We start from the raw sequence: 3,581 nt of genomic DNA on the forward strand, positions 1-3,581 counted from the left end.
ATAGATTGTTTTGCGTTTGCTGATGCTTTTTGCAGTACCGTCTCGGACCGCAAGATTAAATTAGTGATTGTTACCCGGAAGTTGGAAAACTATACCGTGCTCACCAGAATTGTCATGAACTCATCCGGTATTACGAATGCCACATTTGCAGAAAAAGGTCATGCGGTGGACTGGTTGTTTAAAGAAGGGAATAATTAGAAGTGATTAATCGCACCCCACAGGTGCGCTCCTACAAATAATTAAAAGCACTAACCTGCACAAGCGGGGCTGTGCACCGCGAATAAAAACTTACTCCTCACAAGCGCCCTGATAATAACCAACAACCTTGGGATCAGAACACGCCATACATCCATTCGAATAGGTTTTCATGCTGTCATCATTTAATTTAGCGCAAACCGGTCGATAATCCTGGGTACACATCTGTGGCCGCGGCTCTGTACATGTAGTGAACGCTTTTTCTTCTGATGCCTTTTCTTCAGCCATCACTGTCCCGGCAAAGGAAATTAGTAACAATATAAAAATGAACAAATAACGACGCATTAGAATTCGTAACCAAGAGCCACAATGATCTGAAAGTCGTCGCGCTCCGGTACTGTTCCATCTTCAGCCGGCTGTGGATCCTGGATACGATCCCAAACAAAAGAAATATCCAGATCCAGATCGCTGATTAAATCCGACTCTAATGTTGTGATGAAATGATGAATGTAAGTTCCAGATTCTTGATCAACGATCTGGAAACTAAAGTCAATAAAGTATTCCAACCAGCCAGTCAGATCTGTTTCATATCGGGTACCGAGGCCCAGGCTGGGAGATGTGTTTTCCGAATCTTGACCCACTTCAACCGAAACGAATTGTTTATATAGAGCGCCAACGCCACCTGATACTTCCCATTCTGTTTTTGGCGTTCGAATGATGTGATAACCAAACCCGGTACCCAGGGTAAGTTGGTTGTTAATGTTCTTAAACCTGTCGCGATAATATTCACCAAATACTACGCGCCAGAAATATCTCGAAGTTTTAAACTGGTCGTAATGTGAAGCAAGACGGTGGTTATTAGAAGTTTCTATGCCTTCAGCTTTACTGTAATTACCAGCGTAGTCAATAATTACCCGCGACTCCGCAGTACGCCGCCTGGCGTTAAATGTGATATTCGAATCGACCAGGTCTGAGTTACCACTTCTGGCATTAATGCCCAGGGATAGTTTACCGGTCCATATATCAGCTAGTTTGGTTGATCCTTTGGCAATCGAAACAACCCGATCGCGATCGAACTCCAGCACCTGATCACCAGAGGTTATTATGACCTTGTTAGCGATAATGTAAAGTTGTCCAATCGCGGTAGTTGGTTCTCCAACACCATCAACAGGTTCAATACGAACACTTTGGTATCCTGAACTGCGAACCTGTTTGACATCTTCCCAGTCAAATTTCTGTAAATCCATTTCGTCGCTATCGAACTCAAGTTCAAAATTATATAGAACTTTCAGCTCGCCCTTGAGCCACTCGTCAGATGTCAATTGGATCCAGTCATATTTATCATCCGGGGGAGGTACAAATTCATCCCAGGCCGCGTTTATTTGAGCGGCTTTGGCTTTAGCTTCCTCAGCAGCTTTCTTGTCTTCAGCGCTAGTCTCTGTTGTTGCAGGATCAGACTCAGTGGCATCATCGTTTTCTTCAGCCGCAAACAGATGGCCGCACCAAAGCATTAACGTGCATGCGATTATGTATAGCCAGATATAGAACAATTTTGTTGTGGGATTTTCTCGCATAAGATCTGAGATATGAAATCAATTTCCTGAGCAGTTCAATTTAATTGGTATTATATGTTACAACCGACAAGATATATTGCAACTGACTTAAATTAAATTGATTACATATTAACCGACACATTTCAAAACACTCCTAATAAAGAGGCATACTGATTAATCCAGCTAAGCAATATAAGGTGCAATGATAATTATGTAGCCAAGCATTGCAAAAACCAGGAGATAAATCCAACGCGCATGAAAGTCAATGCGCCGGGCTAATTCGGCACGTTCCTTATGCGCTAAGCGACTAACGAAAACCACTTCTGCGAATGAAACAAAAACCAGGATAGTGGCTGAGAGTATTAGAACATCCATCCTGGTCAAATAAGCCACTTGCGGTAAACCCTGCCGTAAACCCAATAAAAATGCTACCAGCGTAAAAACTGAAGCAGTGGATATACCAATTTGCGGTGCAAAATTTGTTGGATCCAGCCAGAATACGCTACCTGCCATTAAAACTATAAAGCACAATGGAATAACAAATTTCCAGATATAGTATCCAGCTTTGCGCTCCAGAACAATGTGGTGAAACAACTGCGAATATTTTGTGCCCGTAGCAACTAAGGCTGGCTTTGACACATCGCTGGCACTGTAAAGAAATTCCCAACCAGGAATATTCAAACTTTCCAGACGTCCAGTGTGCTTTTCATCAACCTGGAATATCACGTCTTCAGGCCCATACTGAAACGATGCAAGATGCATCTGCAAAGTCTGTTGATCAAAAGGAAACTGCTTCAGATTAAAATAAGATGAATAAGTAGTTTGCAACCGTAAATAATATTCAACTACACCTTCATCATTGACTCTCACTTCCCTGATGAATACTTTACTAAAATCACGTGGATTAATTGCCTGCAACTTGGGATCCCAAATTTCATCGACAGTCAGCCTACATCCGACTAATGAATAACCCAAAGATTTCGCACTTAATCGGGGATCATACCATCTCACATCTGCAGTATAGTCAACTGTGAAACTTTGACTAATCTCATCAATCTCTACTATATCCAGCAAAAATATCCCAACCGAAACTTTTACAGCCTCACCTTCTACTTTTGGAGGAGTTAACGCAAGTTCTTTTGGGATAGCGCACTCTCCGCCTTTTGCAGCGGCGTTTGCTGGATCGCCTGCAATTAGAACAATCGCCAGTATAAGCAACCCTAATCGTAAGTAACGGCGGTTTCTATAATTTTCTGGCATATTCAGCACATAACACATCCGTAAAATGTACGATCTTAGTTACTAAGGTTAATCTTCTTCTTCCCGATGTGATACTTGCTGGCCCACCAAACGAGCTATCAACACTGCGAGAAACAATTGGCCAATAATAGCCTCCATCGAGGCAAGCGATTGCGCCTCACGGGTATTCGGCGTGATATCGCCGTAACCTAGCGTACTGAGCGTCACGAAAGAAAAATAGTGGAACTGGGATGAGCGTAATTGAGGATCTGTTATTTTTTCACCTGTTACAGTCTCATAAGCTGGAAAGGTGCCGGGTTTAACGATCTCCATTATTCCGTACACATCAGCCCACATCGTACCCATCAATAAATAAACACAGATCGCGCCAGCGACTGTTTCCCGGGTTATTTTCCTATGCTTAAAGATCTGCGACAGTATTGCGCCAGCAATAAGAACAACAAAAAGTATCTGAAAAATCCTTGCCATTATGGCTAACAGCTCGTTTCCACTCCAATAGGAACCCCAGGTTAAAGAAATAGTTACTATCGCTAAAACTAACGCCGACCAAAACAATTGAGACTTTTGTGTTAC

Annotated in this window: 5 protein-coding genes; 1 reads left to right on the forward strand and 4 read right to left on the reverse strand. The window is 42.5% G+C overall.

What is annotated here, in order from left to right; all coding sequences use genetic code 11:
* Nucleotides 1-198, forward strand: a 198-nt coding sequence (locus ACWVCM_RS13760) for a hypothetical protein (protein WP_455202335.1), incomplete at its 5' end; no start/stop codon positions are given.
* Nucleotides 199-288: 90 nt separating this feature from the next.
* On the opposite strand, the gene ACWVCM_RS13765 is transcribed toward ACWVCM_RS13760, so the two are convergent.
* The 4 genes from ACWVCM_RS13765 to ACWVCM_RS13780 form a co-directional block, all read right to left on the reverse strand.
* A complete protein-coding gene (locus ACWVCM_RS13765) occupies nucleotides 289-540 on the reverse strand; it encodes a Kazal-type serine protease inhibitor family protein (RefSeq protein ID WP_455202336.1) in 252 nt (83 codons plus the stop codon).
* The gene (locus ACWVCM_RS13770; RefSeq protein ID WP_455202337.1) at nucleotides 540-1,706 is read right to left on the reverse strand and encodes a DUF481 domain-containing protein; all 1,167 of its coding nucleotides are present in this window, start codon (nucleotides 1,704-1,706) and stop codon (nucleotides 540-542) included. Before ACWVCM_RS13770 ends, ACWVCM_RS13765 begins: the two co-directional genes overlap by 1 nt.
* Before the next feature lie 225 nt (nucleotides 1,707-1,931).
* Nucleotides 1,932-3,008 (reverse strand): hypothetical protein, encoded by a 1,077-nt coding sequence (locus tag ACWVCM_RS13775; protein ID WP_455202338.1) that lies wholly within the window; start codon nucleotides 3,006-3,008, stop codon nucleotides 1,932-1,934.
* A 48-nt stretch (nucleotides 3,009-3,056) separates the two neighbouring features.
* Nucleotides 3,057-3,581: potassium channel family protein (locus tag ACWVCM_RS13780; RefSeq protein WP_455202339.1), on the reverse strand; the 525-nt coding region annotated here is incomplete at its 5' end.

Source organism: Kaarinaea lacus, assembly GCF_975902315.1.

What these genes read in the sequence shown, in the direction of transcription:
- ACWVCM_RS13765 (WP_455202336.1), bottom strand. Translation starts at nt 540, where the DNA reads ATGCGTCGTTATTTGTTCATTTTTATATTGTTACTAATTTCCTTTGCC.
- ACWVCM_RS13770 (WP_455202337.1), bottom strand. Translation starts at nt 1,706, where the DNA reads ATGCTTTGGTGCGGCCATCTGTTTGCGGCTGAAGAAAACGATGATGCC.
- ACWVCM_RS13775 (WP_455202338.1), bottom strand. Translation starts at nt 3,008, where the DNA reads ATGCCAGAAAATTATAGAAACCGCCGTTACTTACGATTAGGGTTGCTT.